This window comes from Paramicrobacterium humi, from assembly GCF_900105715.1.
Taxonomy (GTDB): domain Bacteria; phylum Actinomycetota; class Actinomycetes; order Actinomycetales; family Microbacteriaceae; genus Paramicrobacterium; species Paramicrobacterium humi.
In genome coordinates, this window is the sequence record NZ_FNRY01000001.1 from 1,859,805 (window position 1) to 1,877,812 (window position 18,008).

Here is an 18,008-nt window from a genome sequence, read left to right on the forward strand (position 1 = left end):
GCTCACCCGCCCGCCATGGGAATGCGCACACCGCGTTCGGCAGCGACGGCGGCGGCTCGCTCGTAGCCCGCATCGACATGCCGCATCACGCCAGTGCCCGGGTCATTGGTGAGCACCCGCTCGATCTTCTGGGCGGCGAGGTCAGTGCCGTCGGCGACGACGACCTGCCCGGCATGGATGGAGCGGCCGATGCCGACGCCGCCGCCGTGATGGATCGACACCCACGTCGCTCCCGACGCCGTGTTCAGCAGTGCGTTCAGCAGCGGCCAGTCCGCGATCGCGTCGGAGCCGTCGGCCATCGCCTCCGTCTCCCGGAATGGCGACGCGACGGAGCCGGCGTCGAGGTGATCGCGACCGATGACGACGGGCGCCGACAGCTCGCCCGAGGCGACCATCTCATTGAATCGCAAGCCGGCGAGGTGGCGCTCGCCGTAGCCGAGCCAGCAGATGCGGGCCGGGAGTCCCTCGAACTGCACCCTCTCGCTCGCGCGCGTGATCCAGCGGCGCAGTTCCTCGTTCTCGGGGAACAGGTCGAGGATCGCCCGATCCGTCGCGGCGATGTCGGCCGGGTCTCCCGAGAGCGCAGCCCAGCGGAACGGCCCCTTCCCCTCGCAGAACAGCGGCCGAATGTACGCCGGCACGAACCCCGGGTAGTCGAACGCCCGCCCACAGCCGCCGAGCTGCGCCTCGGCCCGCAGCGAGTTGCCGTAGTCGAACACCTCGGCTCCGGCACCCTGGAACCCCACCATCGCGTCGACGTGCGCGGCCATCGACGCCCGCGCCCGCTCGGTGAAGCTCTCCGGGTCGGATGCCGCGAGCTCATGCCAGTCGGCCACGCTCACGCCGACGGGCAGGTAGCTCAGCGGGTCGTGCGCGCTCGTCTGGTCGGTCACGACATCGACGGCGACGCCCCGCGCGAGGATCTCGGGGAAGACGGATGCCGCGTTGCCGACGAGCCCGATCGACACCGCCTCGCGCGCCGCCTTCGCCGAGAGCGCCCGCTCGAGGGCGGCATCCAGGTCCGGCCCGATCTCATCGAGGTAGCCATGGTCGACGCGGCGCCGCAGCCGTGCCTCATCGACGTCGACGATCAGGCACACGCCGTCGTTCATCGTGACGGCGAGCGGCTGCGCGCCGCCCATGCCGCCGCACCCCGCCGTGAGGGTGAGCGTTCCGGCGAGCGTGCCGTCGCCGCGGCCGCGCTCCTGCAGCGAACGGGCCACGGCGGCGAACGTCTCGTACGTGCCCTGCAGAATGCCTTGCGTGCCGATGTAGATCCAGCTGCCCGCCGTCATCTGCCCGTACATCGTCAGCCCGAGCGACTCGAGTCGCCGGAACTCGGGCCACGTCGCCCAGTCGGGAACGAGGTTCGAGTTCGCGATGAGCACGCGCGGTGCCCACTCGTGGGTGCGGAACACGCCGACGGGCTTTCCCGACTGCACGAGAAGCGTCTCGTCGGACTCGAGGTCGCGCAGGGTGGCGCAGATCGCGTCGAACGCGTCCCAGCTGCGGGCGGCGCGGCCGGTGCCGCCGTAGACGACGAGGTCGTTCGGCCGCTCGGCGACCTCCGGGTCGAGGTTGTTCATGAGCATGCGCAGCGGCGCCTCGGTCTGCCAGCTCTTGGCGCTCAACCGGGTGCCGCGCGGGGCGCGCACCTCTCGCGGGTCGCTCATCGCAGTTCTCCTGTCTTCGTTTCCGCGGCCGCGACGATGCGGCCGTCCCTCACGAGCTGCACCACGCGCTCGATCTCGTCGGCGACGACGCGGTCGGGTCCTGGTCCGGCGACGACCCGACGCACCTCTTCGAGCACGGCGGCGGTCGCGGGTCCCGGCCGCAGGGGAGCTCGCAGGTCGAGCGACCGGCATGCGGTCATGATCTCGATCGCGAGCACGCGCGTGAGCCCGTCGATCGAGCGGCGCAGCTTTCGCGCGGCCGCCCACCCCATCGACACGTGGTCCTCCTGCATCGCCGACGACGGAATCGAGTCGACGGATGCCGGGACCGCGAGGCGCTTGAGCTCGCTCACGATGCCCGCCGCCGTGTACTGAGCGATCATGAGGCCCGAGTCGACGCCCGCGTCGTGGGCGAGGAACGCGGGAAGCCCCTTGCTCCGCGACACGTCGAGGTGCCGGTCGGTGCGCCGCTCGGACATCGAGGCGACGTCGGCCGTCGCGATGGCGAGGAAGTCGAGAACGTACCCGACGGGTGCGCCGTGGAAGTTCCCGTTCGACTCCACGCGGCCATCGATGGTGACCACGGGATTGTCGATGGCGCTCGCGAGCTCGCGGTCGGCGACGGATGCCGCGTGCGCCATGGTGTCGCGCGCGGCGCCGTGCACTTGCGGGGCACAACGCAGCGAGTACGCGTCCTGCACGCTCGGATCCTCCGGGCCCTTGTGGGACGCGACGATGGGAGAGCCCGCAAGCACCGCCCGGATGTTTGCCGCCGCATCGGCCTGCCCCACCTGGGGCCGCAGGGCCTGCAGGTCGGCGGCGAAGACGCGGTCGGTCCCGAGCAGCGCCTCGACGCTGAGAGCAGCGGCGACGTCGGCGGTGCGCATCAGCACAGCGAGATCGTGCAGCGCGAGCAGCAGCATCCCGAGCATGCCATCGGTGCCGTTGATGAGCGCGAGGCCCTCCTTCTCCGCGAGCACGACGGGGGAGATCCCCGCCTCCGCGAGGGCATCGCTCGCCCCGCGCAGGGTTCCGGCGGCATCCCGCACCTGGCCCTCGCCCATGATCGCGAGGGCGCAGTGGGCGAGCGGGGCGAGGTCGCCCGAACAGCCGAGGGAGCCGTACTCGCGCACAACCGGAGTGATGCCGGCGTTCAACAGCGCCGCGTAGGCCTGGGCGGTCTGCGCGCGCACTCCCGTACGACCGCTCATGAGCGTCTTCAGCCGAAGCAGCATGAGAGCGCGCACGACTTCCCGCTCGATCTCGGCACCAGAGCCGGCGGCGTGGGAGCGGATGAGGCTCTGCTGCAGCTGGGTGCGCGCCTCGGCGCCGATGAACGTCGTCGCGAGGGCGCCGAACCCTGTCGAGATGCCATAGTGCGGCTGCGGGTCGTCGGCGAGATCTTCGATCGTGCGCCGGGTGGCGCTGACGCCGGCGAGGGCGTCAGCGTCGAGTTCGATCTGCGCATCGTCACGGGCGACGGCGACGACGTCGTGCGCGCTGAGACCGTGCGCGCCGATCGTGATCGTTCCTATCGTGTCGCGGGTCATGCTCATGCTCCGATTCCACACCTCCGACTGCCGCGGAGGAACGGGAGGACTGGCGCTTCTGTCCGGGATACCGGACAATCGCCCTATGGCGGTCGAGAGCAAAGTTCCGGCGGCGGACGCGAGCCTGCGCGTGCTGAGCTATCTCGCACGCCAACGCGGGCCCGTCGCCGCGGCGACGATCGCCCGGAGCCTCGATCTCCCGCGGTCGAGCGTGTACCAGCTGCTGCGCGTCATGCGGCAGCACGGCTACGTCGTGCATCTGCCGGAGGAGCGTCGGTGGGGGCTCGGCGTCGCGGCATTCGAGCTGTCGGGCGGCTACGCACGGCACGAGCCGCTGAGCCTGCTCGGGCGGCCCCTGCTCGCGGGCCTCGTCGACGAGCTGGGGGAGAGCGCGCACCTCGCCGTGCTGCACGGCCGAGACGTCCTCTACATCGTCGAAGAGCGGGCGCCGCGCCGACCCCATCTCGTGAGCGACGTCGGCGTGCGGCTTCCGGCGCCCCTGGCCGCGACGGGACGCGCGATGCTCGCGCGCCTGCCGCGGCATCAAGTGCGAGCGCTCTTCCCCGACCGGTCAGCGTTCGTGGACCGCACCGGCACTGGGCCGACGCGCTACTCGGAGCTGCGCAGCCTGCTCGATGAGACGACGCGCGTCGGTCACGCGACCGAAGACGGCGAGATCACTCGCGGCCTCGCCTCCGTCGGCGTCGCGGTGCTCGACCACGTCGGCTGGCCAGCGGCGAGCATCGCTGTGACGTTCGAGCAGGGCACTCGGGAAGCGGACGACCTCGTCGAGCGCATTGGCGCCGCAGCGGCGGAGCTGTCACGCCGCATCTCAGGGCGTACCCGCCGTGTCGGCGACGGGCTCTCGCCCTGAGGCCGCCGGCACGGCGCTGCCGGTCTCGCGCTCGATGCGCCGGCGCCGCGCCCGCACGACGCGGTCGACGATGAGCCCGACGGCGAGCGCGACGGCGACGCCGATCGCGGCGCCGAGCAGCGGGTGCTCCCGCGTGAGGTGACCGGCGAGGAGCCCGATCGACGTCGAATAGACGGCCCAGGATGCTCCCGCGAGAAGCGAGAGCGGCACGAAGCGGCGACGTGAGAACCCGAGCGCGCCGGCCGAGACGTTGACGGCGACACGGCCGATGGGAATGTAGCGCGCGCCGAGGATGAGCGCGGTCCCGTTGCGGTCGAGTCGCCGTGCGGCCCACGCGAACGACGCGGCGATGCGCGGCGCACGCATCCAGCGAAAGCGACGGATGCCGACGGCGCGCCCGATCGAGAACGCGACGTTGTCGCCGGCGGCGGCCCCGATCGCCGCGACAGCGGCCAGCAGCACGAGGTTTGCGCCGCCCGCGGAGACGGCCACGGCCGCCGCGGCGACGAGCAGCGTCTCGCTGGGCACCGGCGGGAAGAACCCGTCGATGACGGCCACGGCGAACATCACGAGGTACAGCCACGGAGAGGCGACGGCCTGGAGGATGAGTTCGTTCACGAGTTCCACAGAGGAAAGCTATGACCGGGATGTCGTCGACGGCATCACCCGCGAGTACCGTCCGTGTCCCTCTGAAGGAGGGTTCTTCGCCAGGCGCAGCGCCACGAGCATGAGCGCCGCAGCGATCAGCGCGCCTGGAATCGCGAACTGTGTGGCGAGAAGAAGCACAACGCTTCCCGCGCCGAGCATCGCTGAGGCCGTCACTCGTGTGGTCGAGGCGCTGGGCGTGGCCGGCCGGCCGTTCTCGAAGCGGCCGGCGGCGAGGGCGACGAGTGCCGTCGCGAGCAGCGCGATCATGAACCACAGCGGCCGTGTCAGCCACCAGCCGGGAGTGCCCGGCGCCGGAAGGGGGACGGCGAGAGCGGTCGAGGCGAGAACCGAGAAGCCCGCGAGTCCGATGAGCACGGGCATGTGCCACACGTACACCGACATCGACCTCGTGCCGATCGCCGACATCGCCGCTCCCACGCGGGGGCGGGCGGCGCAGCGGCGAAGCCACGGCTGGGCGAGGGACAGGAACGCGAGGTGCGCGACCCCGAGCAGCACGAGCGCGGCGGTCGGCGGGTTGAGGTTCACGTACATGTCGGGCGAGTAGACGCCGAGGCCCGTCACCACGAGAAGGGCGGCGAGAGCGCCTACGCCGAGGGCGCCCCGTGAGTCCCGACTCAGACGATCGAGGCTGCCGTCGGCGAGCCAGAAGCCGAACTGCTGCAACAGCAGCCAGACGAAGCCGAGATTGGCGAAACCCAGGGCCGGGATGCCGCTTCCCATCGTCGCCGCGTCGACGCCGACAACGGCGAACGCGAGCACGACGAGCGTGAGCAGCCGGGCGTTTTCGTGTGCTCTCACCATGACCGGCACGAGGGCCTGGCAGAGGATGTAGACGCCGAGGAACCACAGCGGCTGGCTGACGCGGAATCCCGCGATGGCGACGATGTCGGCCGGCAGCCCGCACGCGAGCATGATGACGAGGGCGGCCACCACCGTGACGACGGCGATGAGCGCGGGCCGCAGCAGGCGGTGCATGCGGGCCGCGACGAACGCGGCCGAGGGGCGGCCGCTGTCGCGGTGGCGCCGAAATGCCGTGATCGAGGAGAAGCCGCCGACGATGAAGAACAGCGGCATCATCTGCATGACCCAGCTGAGCGGCACGAACCATGCCGTGCCTTCCGCGGTGTTCTCGAAGACCGGGGCGCCCGCGGCATCGACGCTCACGCCGACCATCAGGGCGTGCAGGAGCACGACGAGCACGAGGCATGCCGCGCGCACGAGGTCGATGCTCGCATCGCGCGTTCTCGCTCGCCGTTCGGGTGCGGTCGTGCGCGGGATTTCGGGCAGGGCGATGGTGGACAAGGGCTCTCCTCGCAGGTCGGCGTGCGAGAAGGCTACGAAGCGGGTGTGCTCCGGCGAATCCCTCCACGGGGTCGTTCGCGTGCCCGGGTTCCCCTACGAGAGGCTGAGGGAATGCGAAAGGCCGCAGCCCGGTCGCGGCGCGTAAGCGCGCGGCCGGGGACTGCGGCCTCGATTGCAGCCGGTCAGGCGGGCTGCTGGTTGCCGATCGAGAAGCGGACGGCGCCCTGCTCGTTCACGTCGGCGTCGAGGATCTTGTCATCGAGCGCGGCGGCGGCGGTCTCTTCGAGGAACACTCGGGCTCCGCCGGACTCCACCACCTGGTCCGTGCTCTCGGGGGCAGCAGCCACGTCGACGGCGAAGTCACCGGCGTCCGAGGTCTGGCTGCTGATGCGCAGGCCGGCATCGTCGTCGCCGGTCGACTGCGCGGCAATCGTCTTGACGATGGTGCTGGCGTTTTCGGTGAGGGTGAGCACGTGCTCTCCTTCCGGGTTGCGGATATGTCCGAGCCACGATTCCGCAGGGCTCCCTGCACTGCAAGGCAAGCGCGGCCATTCGGAGGCCATTCACACGTGGCGTACGCCAGGAGCGAAGCGCTGATTCAGGCGGGCGTGACGAGACCCGAGTCGTAGGCGAAGATCACGGCCTGCACGCGGTCTCGCACGCCGAGTTTCGAGAGCACCTTGCCCACGTGCGTCTTCACCGTCTGCTCCGAGATGAACAGGTCGGCCGCGATCTCTCCGTTCGACCGTCCCCGGCCGATGAGCGTGAGCACTTCACGTTCCCTGTCTGTGAGGGCGTTGAGCTCGAGCGCCTGACGGGGGCTCGCGGGACGCTGCTTGGCGAACTGCTCGATGAGCCGCCGCGTCACACTCGGCGCGAGCAGCGCGTCCCCGGCCGCGACGACGCGCACCGCCTGCACAAGCTCGGCGGGCAGCGAGTCCTTGAGCAGAAATCCGCTCGCTCCCGCTTCGAGCGCCTCGTACACGTAGTCGTCGATGTCGAACGTCGTGAGCATGATGACGCGCGGCACGTGCGGCAGCGGCCGGGTGGGGTTCAGCAGCTGGCGCGTCGCCTCGAGCCCGTCGAGGCGCGGCATCCGCACGTCCATGAGCACGACGTCCGGCTTGAGCCGCCGCACGAGGTCGACGGCATCGACGCCGTCCGCGGCCTGCCCGACAACGGAGATGCCCTCGTGCGCGTCGAGAAGCGCGGCGAACCCGGCGCGCACCATGGCCTGGTCATCGGCGATGACGACGGTGATGTTCATGAACGCTCCTCGGGGGCGGATGCTGCGCCCATAGTGTCCCATGGCAGAGTGGCGTGCACGTGCCAGCCGCCGTCGGGGCTCGGCCGGGTGTCGAGACTGCCGCCGAGAAGGGTCGTGCGCTCGCGCATTCCGATGAGACCGTGGCCGCCACCGGCCGCCGCGTGCACCGGCTCCGTCGCCGCTGCGTTGCTCACGTCGATGACGAGAAGCGCTCCCTGCTCGCGCACGCTCACGGACACGCGCGAGCCTGGAGCATGACGCACGGCGTTGCTGACGCCCTCCTGCACGATGCGGAACGCCGCGATCTGGACTGACGGCGGTGCCGACTGCGCGCCCTCGACGCGCTCAAGCGTGATGTCGACGCCCGCGCGAGAGGCCGCGTCGACAAGAGCGGGGATGTCGGCGATGGTCTGCTGAGGCGCCCGCTCGGCCGACTGGTCCTCGGTGCGCAGCGCGCCGAGGAGACGCCGCATCTCGGTGAGGGAGCTGCGCGCCGACGCAGCGATGTCGTCGAATTCGGCAGCGGCCGCGGCATCCAGATCGGGAAGACGATAGCGAGCTGTCGACGCTTGAACCTGGATGAGCGACATGCTGTGCGCGACGACGTCGTGCATCTCCCGGGCGATGCGCGCCCGCTCCTCGACGAGCAGGCGGCGGGACTGCTCATCGGCCGAGACTTCGCGCTCGCGCGTGAGCTCCGCCTGAATGCGCTCGCGACCGGCGACGAGGAGGGCGATGAAGTACAGGACGCCGGCGATCGAGAACGCGACGATGAGGTCGGCGGCCGTGGCGTCAGGATCCCGCGGCTGGCCGGGGAACTGCAGCACCACGATCGTGACGAGGAGCGCGAGGAGCCACGCGATGAGTCCGGGCCGCCAGCCGGTGCGGAAGGCGACGACGCCGACGAGCAGGGCGAGCGCGATCATGACGGGAACGGACAGCGGCCACGGCCAGAAGGCGTCATGACCGGCCCCGCCGGCAACGGCGGAGCCGAACAGGCCGACGAGGAACAGCGCGGTTCCGGTGCGCGGCGCGCTCACGGCCACGACCATGCTGCCGCACACGAGGGCCGAGAGAACGAAGGCGAGCGGAACGAAGGTTGCGTACAGCGTGGACTGGATCGGCACCATCACCGCGTACAGGGCGATAGCGATGCTGGCGAGGACGATGCGCCACACGAGTTCTTGTCGTCGGGAAGTCACCCCTGAATAGTGGCATGGGGCTCGCCGTGCGCGAATCGCTCAGCAGAGTGAACCTTCAGCACGAGAACGACCCCCTGGTGTGAGCCAGGGGGTCGTTCTCGTGCGGAGTGCTCTGCGGTGGGAGGGACTTACGCCTCCGCGTTCTTGCGTCCGAAGATGAGACCCCAGATGAGGAGGACGATGATGGAGCCGCCGATGGCAAGCAGCCAGCTGGAGAGGCTCCAGAACTCGTCAACGCCGACGTGGAAGATCATGTTGCCGATCCAGCCGCCGAGGAGCGCGCCGACGACGCCGAGCAGAAGCGTGACGAACCAGCCTCCGCCCTGCTTGCCGGGCAGGATGAGCTTGGCGATCGCGCCCGCGATCAGACCGAGAATGAGGAATGCGATGAAGTTCATTTGTGGTGCCCTTTCGCTTGATATCGCCTGTGGGGCGATCCCGGTTTCCCGAGTTCGATCACTTTAGGGGCAGCGGTCCCGGGCAGGGGAGGGCCTTGACGCGGACCCCGCTCATGGGGCAGAGACCACGTTCTCTGTGCCGGTTCCCAGCGAGGGTCCCGTAAAGTTGTGAGGTCGGCTCTGGGCACCGCGATGTTCGCGGATGGGTTTGTAAGTCCGTTGGGCCGGTTTCCTCTCGAGAACGAGAAGCGAATTCACATCATGTGAACGGTCCCGGCCACTGATCGCCCGGGTGAGGAGAGCGCCGTGTCTGCGGCGCTCTGCACTGCTGTTGCATGCGCAAGAACAACCCGGAAAGCACACCGATGCCGAAGAACAAGAAACCCGCAGGCGGTCGCCCCGCCCGCAACTTCGATCCCGACTACGCCGCCAAGCGGCAGGCGCGGAGAAGCGGCCCGAAGCCCGGCAGCCGCAGTCCCGGGCACCGCGGCTACCGCGCACCCGAGGAGGAACCGCGCAAGAACCGCTGGAATGCCGCCGAGCGCGCCGAACGCGCGGAGCGCGCGCCGCGCTACTCCGACGAGGCTCGTTCCCCGCGTCATTTCGATCGCGAGGAGCGCCCCGCGCGTCGTTTCGACCGGGAGGGGCGCCCCGCACGTCGTTTCGACCGCGAGGAGCGTCCGGCTCGTCGTTTCGACCGGGAGGAGCGTCCGGCTCGTCGTTTCGACAGGGAGGAGCGTTCCGCCCGGCGGTTTGGACAGGACGACCGGCCCCAGCGTCGTTTCGACCGCGACGAGCGCCCCGCGCGTCGTTTCGATCGCGAGGAGCGCCCGCGTCGCCGCTTCGACGACGACCGCCGCAGCCACTCGGAGCGTCCGGCCCGGCGATTCGACGGCGAGCGACGCTTCGATCGTGAGCGACCGCAGCGTCGTGAGCGCAGCGACTTCTACCCGAGCCGCGACGAGAAGCCGCGTTTCACTCCACAGGATGACGTCGTGCTCGAACGGCTCGAAGCCGAAGCGATCCAGGCGTCCGACGTCGAAGGCGTGAGCTTCGCGGACCTCGGCCTCGGCTCCAACATCGTGCGCACCCTCGGAGAGCTCGGCGCGGCGTCGCCGTTCCCGATCCAGGCCGCCACGATCCCGGATGTGCTCGCCGGCCGCGACGTGCTCGGCCGCGGCCGCACCGGCAGCGGGAAGACGATCGCGTTCGGCGCCCCGCTCGTCGAGAAGCTCATGGAGAACAACGGCGGCACCCGCCGTGAGATGGGGCGGAACCCGCGTGCCCTCATCCTCGCTCCCACCCGCGAGCTCGCGCTGCAGATCGACCGCACCGTTCAGCCCATCGCGCGCAGCGTCGGCCTGTTCACGACCCAGATCTACGGCGGCGTGCCGCAGGCCCGCCAGGTCGGTGCGCTCCGCCGCGGCGTCGACATCGTGATCGGCACCCCGGGCCGGATCGAGGACCTCATTCAGCAGGGGCGCCTCGACCTGTCGGACGTGACCGTGACGGTCATCGACGAGGCCGACCACATGTGCGACCTCGGGTTCCTCGAGCCCGTGCAGCGCATCCTGCGGCAGACTGCTGACGGCGGTCAGAAGCTGCTGTTCTCGGCCACCCTCGACACGGGCGTCGCGGCGCTCGTCGACGAGTTCCTCGTCGACCCGGCGGTGCACGAGGTCGCGGGCGAGGACCAGGCATCGTCGCACATCGACCACCGTGTGCTCGTCGTGCTGCGCGAGGACAAGGTGCAGGTGCTGCGCGAACTCGCCGATCGTGACGACAAGACGGTCGTCTTCACGCGCACTCGCGCGTACGCCGAGCAGCTCGTCGACGAGCTGGAGGACGCGGGCGTCCGCGCCGTCGCGCTGCACGGCGACCTCAGCCAGGCGAGGCGCCAGCGCAACCTCGACCGGTTGTCGTCGGGACGGGTGAACGTTCTCGTCGCCACGGACGTCGCCGCTCGCGGCATCCATGTCGACGATGTCACGCTCGTGATCCAGGCCGACATGCCCGACGAGTACAAGACGTACCTGCACCGTTCGGGCCGCACCGGCCGGGCAGGGAAGGACGGCCGTGTCGTCACGGTCATCCCGCGCAACCGTCGCCGCCGCATGGCCGAGCTGCTCGAGCGCGCCGAGATCGACGCGCCGATCGTGGACGCGTTCCCCGGCGACGACGTCATCGACGAGATCGCCGGTCGCCTCACGGTCGCTGACCTGACGGCGTAGCACGCGAAGAGGTGGCCCCGATCCCGGTGGATCGGGGCCATCCGCGCTTAACGCCCCGGTTGCGGCCGGCGCAGCCGCGCCTATGATGTGCGGGAGCGTCCCACGCGGTGCACAGAACGGAGAGCGGCATGAAGATCATCGTCGGCGTCACCGGAGGAATCGCCGCCTACAAGGTCGTCGGCGTGATCCGCGCCCTCGTGCTCGACGGGCATGACGTACACGTCATCCCCACGGAATCGGCGCTCAAGTTCGTCGGTGCGCCGACCTTCGAGGCGATCAGCCGCAACCCGCTCGCGACGGACCTGTACGAGGGCGTCGCCGAGGTGCGACACGTGGCTCTCGGGCAGAGCGCCGACGTCATCCTCGTCGCCCCCGCCACCGCGAACACCATCGCGCGAATCACCGCGGGACTCGCCGACGACCTGCTCGGCAACAGCATCCTCGCCTCGAAGGCGCCGCTCGTGATCGCTCCCGCCATGCACACCGAGATGTGGCAGAACCCGGCGACGGCGCACAACGTGGCGACGCTGCGCGAACGCGGTGTGCGCATCGTCGGCCCCGGAGAAGGCCGCCTGACCGGCAGGGACAGCGGCATCGGCCGGCTCGCCGACGAGAACGAGATCGTCTCCGCCGTGCTCGAAGCCGGTGGCCACGGGCGGACGGCGCGTGACCTCGACGGCCGCCGCATCGTGATCAGCGCGGGCGGGACTCGGGAGCCGATCGATCCGGTGCGCTTCATCGGCAACCGGTCATCCGGCCGTCAGGGTGTCGCCCTCGCCGAGGCGGCCAAGCAGCGCGGAGCGGACGTTCTGCTCGTGGCCGCGAACCTCGAAATCGAGGTACCCGCCGGCATCGAGAGCTTCACCGTGACGACGACGGCGCAACTCCGCGAGGCCATGCTCGAACGGGCGGCCTCCGCGGATGTCGTCATCATGGCGGCTGCCGTCGCCGATTACCGGCCGGAAGACGTGTCCGACACGAAGATGAAGAAGGAAGCCGATGGCGGCCCGGTCACGCTGAGGCTCGTGCAGAACCCCGACATCCTCACCGAGCTCGGCCACGCCGATCGCCGAGCGCGCGTGCTCGTCGGCTTCGCCGCCGAGACGACGTCCGATGAGGCGGAGCTTATCCGGCTCGCCGCCGAGAAGCGGGAGCGGAAGGGCTGCGATCTCATCGCCGTCAACCGCGTGGACGGCGGCCGCGGCTTCGGCGCCGCCGACAACGAGGTGCGCCTGATCGACGCGAACGGGCCCCTCGGCGCTGCCGTCGCCGGCAGCAAGAGTGACGTCGCGCACGCGATCCTCGACGCCGCACGCGACCTTCTGCGCGGCCGCGACTGACGCTCGCTCGCTACATGTGGTTATTCACGGCGAACTGCGCCACTACATCTTGTGGTGAGGGCGTAGCTTCTCGGTAACCGGCGGCGCAGGGCCGCCGGCATCGGGAAGGAATGTCATGTCCGCATCGCCCGCGCCCGTCGTCGACGTCGCCGCGACCATCAACGAATATCTCGACCGCTCCGATTGGCGCATCAATGCGAACGCCAACCAGGGCTACTCTCTCGGCGGCCTCATCCTCAACACGGCCGGGAAGGTCGTCGCGAACTACTGGCTGAGCGAGGTGTACTCGCCCGAGATCGGGCAGGCGCACCGCAACGGCGACATCCACATCCACGACCTCGACATGCTCGCCGGCTACTGCGCCGGCTGGTCGCTTCGGGTGCTGCTGCAGGAGGGACTGGGCGGCGTTCCGGGCAAGGTCGAGTCGGCGCCGCCCAGGCACTTCAGCTCCGCGCTCGGGCAGATCGTCAACTTCCTCGGCACGATGCAGAACGAGTGGGCCGGCGCGCAGGCGTTCAGCTCCTTCGACACCTACATGGCGCCCTACGTCCGCGTCGACGGCCTCGACTACGACGAGGTGCGGCAGGGCATCCAGGAACTGGTCTACAACCTCAACGTTCCCTCCCGCTGGGGCATGCAGACGCCGTTCACCAACCTCACCTTCGACTGGGTGTGCCCCGAGGACCTCCGCGACCAGGTCCCCGTCATCGCCGGCGTCGAGCAGCCGTTCAGCTACGGCGACCTCACCGCCGAGATGGCCCTGATCAACCGGGCCTACATCGACGTCATGACCTCGGGCGACGCGAACGGCCGCACGTTCACGTTTCCGATTCCCACCTACAACATCACCGAGGACTTCGACTGGCACTCCGAGAATGCGGAAGCGCTGTTCGCCATGACCGCGAAGTACGGCACTCCCTACTTCCAGAACTTCATCAACTCCGAGCTCGAGCCCGGCCAGATCCGCTCCATGTGCTGTCGGCTGCAGCTCGACCTGCGTGAGCTGCTCAAGCGCGGCAACGGCCTCTTCGGCTCGGCCGAGCAGACCGGCTCCCTCGGCGTCGTCACCGTCAACTGCGCCCGCCTCGGCTACCTCAACCCGTGCGACGAGGTCGGCGCGCTTGCCGCGCTCGACCGGCTCCTTGACCTCGCGAAGGACTCCCTCGAGCGCAAGCGCGTCGTCATCGACCAGCTCATCGAGGGCGGACTGTTCCCCTACACGAAGCGCTACCTGCAGGGCGGGCTGCGCAACCACTTCTCCACCATCGGGGTGAACGGCGTGAACGAGATGATCCGAAACCTCACCGGAGACGAGCACGACATCACCACGGCCGAGGGCCACGCCATGGCCGTGCGCCTGCTCGACCACGTGCGCGAGCGCATCGTCGAGTTCCAGGAGGCCACCGGACACCTCTACAACCTCGAAGCCTCACCTGCCGAGGGCGCCACCTACCGCTTCGCGAAAGAGGACAGGGCCCGCTTCCCCGGCATCCTGCACGCCGGAACCGATCAGAACCCGTACTACACGAACTCGTCACAGCTGCCGGTCGGCTTCACTGACGACCCGTTCGAGGCGCTCGAACGCCAGGACGAGCTGCAGACCAAGTACACGGGCGGCACGGTGCTGCACCTCTACATGTCCGAGAGGCTGTCGGATGCCGCGGCCTGCCGCGAGCTCGTCCGGCGCTCGCTCGCCACCCACCGCCTGCCGTACATCACCGTCACACCGACGTTCTCGATCTGCCCCGAGCACGGCTACCTCGCCGGCGAGCACCCGGCGTGCCCGACGTGCGGCGGCCTGTGCGAGGTGTGGACCCGGGTGATGGGCTACTTCCGCCCGGTGAGCTCGTTCAACATCGGCAAGAAGGGCGAGCACGCGGAGCGGCGTCACTTCGTCGAGGAGGCGATGAGCCGATGACCGCCCGGGCGTGCGCGGACGGCCTGCAGATCGCCGGCCTCACGCGGCTGTCGACGTGCGACTGGCCGGGCAGGCTCGTCGCGACGGTGTTCCTGCAGGGCTGCCCGCTCGATTGCGGCTTCTGCCACAACCCGGAGCTCATCGACCCGCGCACGCCCGGCCGCATCGCCTGGGCCGAGATCATCGCCTTCCTGGAACGCCGCCGCGGCCTGCTCGACGGCGTCGTGTTCTCGGGCGGCGAGCCGACCCGCCAGCCGGGCCTCGCCGACGCGATGGCGCACGTGCGCGCGCTCGGCTTCGGGGTCGGCCTGCACACGGCGGGCCCGTACCCGGCGCGGCTCGCGCACGTGCTTCCGCTGTGCGACTGGGTGGGGCTCGACATCAAGGCGCCCGAGCGGCTCTACGCAGCCGTGTGCGGCGTCGCGAGCGCCGCGACGAAGGCGTTCGCAAGCCTGCGCCTCGCCCAGGACAGCGGCGTCGACCTGCAGGTGCGCACGACCGTCGACCCGACCACGATGTCCGACGTGGATGTCGCCGAACTCACCGACACGCTCGCGGAGCTCGGCGTCGCCGACCACGTTCTGCAGCGCGTGCGCCCGGACGGCACCCGCCCGGAGTACGCGGCGCGCCTCGCGGCAGTGCGGGCCTGAGAAGGGGCGGCGAATTGGCACGGCGCGTTCAGCGGCATCCGATCGTCCTTCCGGGCGAGACTGGAACCGTGCCGTCCGCAGACCATCGACCCCGCGCGCTCGCCGTGTGCCTCGTCGCCGGCGGTGCGCTCGGTGCGGTCGCCGCGCTCGCCCTCACCCTGGAGAAGATCGCCACGGCGGGCGGTGCGGCCCCGAACTGCAATGTGAGCCCGCTCATCGGCTGCGGCGCGAGCCTGAACTCCGTGCAGGGCTCGCTGCTCGGCATCCCGAACCCGCTCATCGGGCTGATGTTCTGGCCCGCCGTGATGCTGCTCGGGGTGCTCGCCGTCGCGGTGCCGCTGCCGCGCTGGGTGTGGCTCGGTCTCACCGCGGCGCTCGCGGGCGCGACGGCGCTCGTCGTGTGGTTCGTCGTGCAGTCGATCGCGGTGCTCGGCATCCTGTGCCCCTGGTGCATGCTCACGTGGGCGGTGACGGTCCCGCTGCTGCTCGGCGTGCTCACGCACGTCGTTCGAGAGCGGATGCTGCCGGCGCCGCAGCCCGTGGTGAGCGCCGTGCGCGCGATTCCGGTGCCCTGGCTGTGGGGCAGTCTCGTGGTGTTCGCGGCGATCGCGGTGTGGGCCCAGCTGCAGTTGGATATCGTGGGATCACTGTGACGACCCGTGAGACGGCCGGCAAGCCCGAGGCCGAAGACCAGCGCGCCCGGTTCCCCCGGCTGCGGACGGGGCGGCGTTGGCTGAACCTGCTCTGGCTCCTGCCTGCCGTCGCGGTTCTGCTCGGCGTGCTCGTCGGCGTCGCCGCGGGGCTGCGTCAGATGCCCGGCGTGCAGGAGTTCATCGCCGCCTACCCGGGCACGAGCCCGCGCGCCGAACCGCAGGGCTTCCCGTGGTGGCTGCGCTGGCAGCACTTCCTCAACATCGTGTTCCTCATCCCGATCATGCGCTCCGGCCTGCAGATCCTCGCCGGTCGGCCGCGACTGTTCTGGAAGGTGGGCCAGCGGCCCGGGCAAGAGTGGCTGCGTCTGAACGACGCGATCGAGCAGGGTGCGCGCGTCTCCCCGCGGCACGACGCCGTGTCGCTGCCGAGCCAGCTGGGGCTGCCGGGCACTCGCCGGTCAAGCGCCTCCGCTCGCTGGTGGCACCTGACCGTGACGATGCTGTGGCTGCTGAACGGGATCGTGTTCTACGTGCTGCTGTTCGCGACCGGGCAGTGGGTGCGCACCGTGCCGACCAGCTGGGACGTCGTGCCGAACGCGCTGAGCGCTGCGCTGCAGTACGCGTCCCTCGACTTCCCCGTGCAGGACTCGTGGATCGCCTACAACGGGCTGCAGCTGCTGACCTACTTCGTCACGGTGTTCATCGCCGCGCCGCTCGCGATCGCGACGGGGATGCTGCAGGCGCCGCGCGTCAGCCGCGCGCTCGGCGCCACGACCTCGAAGCTGTTCAACCCCGAGGTCGCCCGCTCGGTGCACGCGCTGGTTCTCGGCTGGTTCGTGGTGTTCACGATCGTGCATGTCGCGCTCGTTCTCATCACGGGAGCGGCATCCAATCTCACTCACATCACGATCGGGTCGGCGACGGCCTCGCCCGCCGGGCTTGTGCTGTTCGGCATAGGCGTGATCGTGCTCGCCGTGCTGTGGCTCATCGTGTCGCCGGTCACCAACAAGTGGCCGAACGCCGTGCAGAAGGTCGCGGTGACCGCGCTCGGCCCTCTCGCCCGGCTGTTCTAAAGTTCACGCGTCGTGAACAAAGTGGTGCCGCGCGCCGGATCCACTTCCGTGCGATCGCTCTCGGTGAAGCCGAGTTTGGAAAGGACGCGGCGAGAAGCCACATTCCAATCCCAGACCGTCGCCCAGAGGCGTCGGTATCCCGACGACTTCGCCCAGTCGATGACCGCCCATGCGGCTTCCGTGGCGTAGCCGTTTCCCCAGGTTCGGCGCAGCAGCTCGAACCCCAGCTCAGGCGCGCCCGTGCCGCCTCGACCGCTGTCGATCAGGCCGCAGTACCCGATGACGTCTCCGGCGGACTTTCGCTCGATCGCGAGCATTCCGACCGACGAGGGCTGCTCGGCGCGTATCGACTCCTCGAGCTCGGCGAGCGTGGGGCGCCCGTCGGCATCGATGCGGCGATGCGGGGGCACGCGCGGATCGCGCTCTGTCCACAGCTCGCGCATGACCGCAGCCTCGGCGACCCGCCACGGCCGGAGCAGAAGGCGGCTCGTCTCGAACGAAGGACTGTCGTGCACGGGCGCGTCGGCCGTCATGTCAGCAACCGTGCTCCCGGGCGCGGCTATGAGGCTTCCGCGGCGTCATTGTTTCGGTCGCGTTGCCGCAGCCGCACCCAGCAGCCGGTGTGCGGGTCGCGGGCGTGCAGCTCGCTCGCCTCGAGTGGGCCGTCGATCTGGTCGATGCTCGCCGACAGCAGTCCGTAGTGCACTTGGCAGACTTGCGGGTGGTCGGCGGCGAGCTTGTCGTAGGGGCACTCGTGCACGGTGAGGCGCAGTTCGTCGGCGTCGACGGAGGCGTCGAATCCGCACTCGTCCATGTGATCCTCGAGCAGGTCAAGCTGCCGGTCGGCCGCCGACACCGGCTCCGAGGCCGTGGCCGGGCTGACAAGGCGGCGCACCTGGTCGGCGCGCTCGAACGCCTGCTTCACCCGTTCGGCCCGGTGCGGGTCGTCCGGGTCCGTGACGGCGGTGTACAGCAGCCGCGGCCGGCCGCGGGAATCCTTGTGCAGCGTCTCTGAGCGCACGAAGCCCGCATCGATGAGCCGGTGCAGGTGCTCGCGCGTCGTATTGGCGTGCAGCCCGGTGGCCTCGGCGAGCTCGTCGACGCTGAGCGTTCCGCGGGTCATGAGCATGTGCAGCAGGTCGATGCGGCTGATCGAGGAGAGCGTCCGGTAGTTCGCGGCGAGAGGCGTGGCCATACCAGACATGGTA

At 70.0% G+C, this 18,008-nt stretch carries 17 protein-coding genes; 7 read left to right on the top strand and 10 right to left on the bottom strand.

The features are described from left to right. Positions 1-2 precede the first annotated feature (2 nt). Positions 3-1,673, bottom strand: a complete 1,671-nt coding sequence (gene hutU, locus BLV49_RS09250) for a urocanate hydratase (protein ID WP_091183015.1) — start codon at positions 1,671-1,673, stop codon at positions 3-5. After that, positions 1,670-3,229 (bottom strand): histidine ammonia-lyase, encoded by a 1,560-nt coding sequence (hutH, locus tag BLV49_RS09255; RefSeq protein ID WP_176980791.1) that lies wholly within the window; start codon positions 3,227-3,229, stop codon positions 1,670-1,672. Before hutH ends, hutU begins: the two co-directional genes overlap by 4 nt. A 79-nt stretch (positions 3,230-3,308) precedes the next feature. Here hutH and BLV49_RS09260 point away from each other — a divergent pair, with 79 nt between their 5' ends. Further along, a complete protein-coding gene (locus BLV49_RS09260; protein ID WP_245723594.1) occupies positions 3,309-4,097 on the top strand; it encodes an IclR family transcriptional regulator in 789 nt (262 codons plus the stop codon). On the opposite strand, the gene BLV49_RS09265 is transcribed toward BLV49_RS09260, so the two are convergent. From BLV49_RS09265 to BLV49_RS09290, 6 genes are all read right to left on the bottom strand, one after another. Next, positions 4,056-4,724 (bottom strand): DedA family protein, encoded by a 669-nt coding sequence (locus tag BLV49_RS09265; RefSeq protein WP_091183022.1) that lies wholly within the window; start codon positions 4,722-4,724, stop codon positions 4,056-4,058. The genes BLV49_RS09260 and BLV49_RS09265 overlap by 42 nt on opposite strands. A 9-nt stretch (positions 4,725-4,733) precedes the next feature. Then, positions 4,734-6,068 carry an acyltransferase family protein gene (locus BLV49_RS09270; protein ID WP_245723595.1) on the bottom strand — a complete coding sequence of 445 codons (1,335 nt, stop codon included), beginning with the start codon at positions 6,066-6,068 and terminating at the stop codon, positions 4,734-4,736. A gap of 182 nt (positions 6,069-6,250) precedes the next feature. After that, complete coding sequence (locus BLV49_RS09275; protein WP_091183024.1) at positions 6,251-6,541, bottom strand: Fe-S cluster assembly protein HesB; 291 nt, start codon at positions 6,539-6,541, stop codon at positions 6,251-6,253. A 125-nt stretch (positions 6,542-6,666) separates the two neighbouring features. Beyond that, positions 6,667-7,335 carry a response regulator gene (locus BLV49_RS09280; protein ID WP_091183028.1) on the bottom strand — a complete coding sequence of 223 codons (669 nt, stop codon included), beginning with the start codon at positions 7,333-7,335 and terminating at the stop codon, positions 6,667-6,669. After that, positions 7,332-8,537: a sensor histidine kinase gene (locus BLV49_RS09285; RefSeq protein ID WP_143034019.1), complete on the bottom strand. Its 1,206-nt coding sequence runs from the start codon at positions 8,535-8,537 to the stop codon at positions 7,332-7,334. Before BLV49_RS09285 ends, BLV49_RS09280 begins: the two co-directional genes overlap by 4 nt. A 128-nt stretch (positions 8,538-8,665) precedes the next feature. Continuing rightward, a complete protein-coding gene (locus tag BLV49_RS09290; RefSeq protein WP_091183034.1) occupies positions 8,666-8,935 on the bottom strand; it encodes a GlsB/YeaQ/YmgE family stress response membrane protein in 270 nt (89 codons plus the stop codon). Positions 8,936-9,300: 365 nt separating this feature from the next. On the opposite strand from BLV49_RS09290, the gene BLV49_RS09295 reads away from it, so the two are divergent. The 6 genes from BLV49_RS09295 (at position 9,301) to BLV49_RS09320 (ending at position 16,800) form a co-directional block, all read left to right on the top strand. Next, complete coding sequence (locus BLV49_RS09295; RefSeq protein WP_091183036.1) at positions 9,301-11,166, top strand: DEAD/DEAH box helicase; 1,866 nt, start codon at positions 9,301-9,303, stop codon at positions 11,164-11,166. Positions 11,167-11,273: 107 nt separating this feature from the next. Next, positions 11,274-12,506 carry a bifunctional phosphopantothenoylcysteine decarboxylase/phosphopantothenate--cysteine ligase CoaBC gene (gene coaBC / locus BLV49_RS09300; RefSeq protein ID WP_491522685.1) on the top strand — a complete coding sequence of 411 codons (1,233 nt, stop codon included), beginning with the start codon at positions 11,274-11,276 and terminating at the stop codon, positions 12,504-12,506. Between the two features lie 115 nt (positions 12,507-12,621). Then, positions 12,622-14,424, top strand: a complete 1,803-nt coding sequence (locus BLV49_RS09305; RefSeq protein WP_091183043.1) for a ribonucleoside triphosphate reductase — start codon at positions 12,622-12,624, stop codon at positions 14,422-14,424. Next, on the top strand, positions 14,421-15,074 hold the full coding sequence (locus tag BLV49_RS09310; protein WP_091183048.1) for an anaerobic ribonucleoside-triphosphate reductase activating protein: 654 nt from the start codon (positions 14,421-14,423) through the stop codon (positions 15,072-15,074). Before BLV49_RS09305 ends, BLV49_RS09310 begins: the two co-directional genes overlap by 4 nt. A 68-nt stretch (positions 15,075-15,142) precedes the next feature. After that, the gene (locus BLV49_RS09315; RefSeq protein WP_176980792.1) at positions 15,143-15,727 is read left to right on the top strand and encodes a vitamin K epoxide reductase family protein; all 585 of its coding nucleotides are present in this window, start codon (positions 15,143-15,145) and stop codon (positions 15,725-15,727) included. Next, the gene (locus BLV49_RS09320) at positions 15,724-16,800 is read left to right on the top strand and encodes a cytochrome b/b6 domain-containing protein (protein ID WP_091183055.1); all 1,077 of its coding nucleotides are present in this window, start codon (positions 15,724-15,726) and stop codon (positions 16,798-16,800) included. The genes BLV49_RS09315 and BLV49_RS09320 overlap by 4 nt, the downstream gene beginning before the upstream one ends. Here BLV49_RS09320 and BLV49_RS09325 read toward each other — a convergent pair. Together BLV49_RS09325 and BLV49_RS09330 are read right to left on the bottom strand one after the other, a co-directional pair. Then, positions 16,797-17,333, bottom strand: coding sequence for a GNAT family N-acetyltransferase (locus BLV49_RS09325; RefSeq protein ID WP_091183059.1), 537 nt, complete (start codon positions 17,331-17,333; stop codon positions 16,797-16,799). The genes BLV49_RS09320 and BLV49_RS09325 overlap by 4 nt on opposite strands. A gap of 26 nt (positions 17,334-17,359) precedes the next feature. Continuing rightward, on the bottom strand, positions 17,360-17,995 hold the full coding sequence (locus tag BLV49_RS09330) for a helix-turn-helix transcriptional regulator (protein ID WP_176980793.1): 636 nt from the start codon (positions 17,993-17,995) through the stop codon (positions 17,360-17,362). Positions 17,996-18,008 lie beyond the last annotated feature (13 nt).